2 protein-coding genes are annotated in these 1,760 nt (G+C 32.8%); both read left to right on the forward strand.

Annotated features, from left to right (window positions below; all coding sequences use genetic code 11):
- Positions 1–1,058, forward strand: a 1,058-nt coding sequence (locus tag DAHG_RS21485) for a hypothetical protein (RefSeq protein WP_034457564.1), incomplete at its 5' end; no start/stop codon positions are given.
- Positions 1,059–1,070: 12 nt separating this feature from the next.
- Positions 1,071–1,760: hypothetical protein (locus DAHG_RS21490; RefSeq protein WP_034457566.1), on the forward strand; the 690-nt coding region annotated here is incomplete at its 3' end.

Raw genomic sequence — 1,760 nt, forward strand, 5'->3', positions numbered from 1 at the left:
CCTACATCGATGTGAGCAAACCAAGGCTGATCGTAGTAGAACTGGACGGCAACAAGGAAATCTATACCTTGCAGGCGGAGATCGATTATGGCCCGCAGTTTGTAGGACAAGTAACTCTAACACAGGGAGATATAATCCTTACCGGCAGGATTGATTCAGAAACCGGTGTGATCGGTTTTGATGTAACGAATAAGGAAATCAATTTTTCTGAGCCATTTGTATTTGATTTCAAAGTTGCTGAGGGCGTAAGCCTTATGATGGATGGAGAAGTTTTTGAATCGGGCAGTCCGCTGTTCTTCACAAGCTTGAGCGATATAAAGCAGATAACTTTAAGTAATACAGATATGCAAAATAATTTTGAATTAAGTTTAGTAAATGATGAAATTAAAATGCATATTAATAAATTTAATATTGTTATAAATAATGAGGAAATCGCAGACCAATATATAACAATTGATTCTGAAAATAAAATTATCATAATCAATATTTTGGACACTTTAGCAACTGATTTCACATCGCTTGAGGTTGTATATGATATAGAGAATGCAGAAACGATTTTGTTTAATGGTGAACCACTGATTATTGGGCAAAAGTATGACTTTAGCAGAACTAGCAAATTAAATCTAATTGATATAAGTGGGAAAGCAGAAACATATACAATTAGAACTAATCTAATAACAGAAGGTTTAATATTGAATAATTTCTCATTGAAAGCTTTAAATGGAAATCAGTACGAAGGTGAAATAAATAATATTACTCATGAAATTTTCATTGATGTGCCTGTAGGTGTTTCAGGGCTAAACAAGGCTGTTGCAACCTTTACAACATCAGGAAGCGAAAATGAAATCAGCGTGTATTCTGAAACACAGAAAGTAATAAGTGGTACAACACGTTTAAATTATACAACACCTGTTACTTTAAGATTAGAGGATGGAACAGGTTTAACTAATATTTATACAGTAAAATTACGATATCCAGCCATTGAAGGAGATTTAAATGGTGATGGGCGTGTAGATGTCAATGATATTATTTATTTACAAAAATTAATCTACAAATAAAGGAACAGATATATGAAAAAATATAAAAAATTTCTGCTTTTATTGAGCTTACTGATAACAGTTCCCATGATATGTACTACAACAATATTTGCGTTAGATACAAATCGAAACTTTGTTATGGAGCTTGAAACAACAGATGGTAAGAAAGATTTATTGCAAATGGCATTGGGAGAAATTGATGATGAAGTGTTTTATTTTAGAAAAGTAACGGTTACTGTTGAAAAAAAACAGCAGATAAAATTGCAAATCCATTTGCCAGCAACAGATAATGAAGATTTAAAATTTTATGGAGGGTCAATACGGACAGAGTATAATGCGTCAGAATTAACAGTTAGTTATGAATTTGGCACCGATGAATATTTCACGATGAAAAAAATGAATGATACGATAACAGGAATTTTTGATGCAGTTCCTGATAATCCTTATCAAGATGCATTAAGTTTAAATGTCGAAGCAAATGGAGGCACAAGGACTACTACTGAAATAAATGTAGGCTCTATTATATTAGAACCAAACTATGATTTATTAGATACAGATGAAAAAGGAAATAAGGTTTTGTATTTCTCATTGTCAAACAATGTTCAAGGTAAAGATGGTGAAATGGGATCTGATAAAGACGATATAGGGAATTCAGCTGGATTTATTGTAGAAATGCATTTTACAGAACCGACCACCACCCAATTGCAGGCACCGACTCTTACG

This window comes from Dielma fastidiosa, assembly GCF_000313565.1.
In the GTDB taxonomy this organism is placed as follows: domain Bacteria; phylum Bacillota_I; class Bacilli_A; order Erysipelotrichales; family Erysipelotrichaceae; genus Dielma; species Dielma fastidiosa.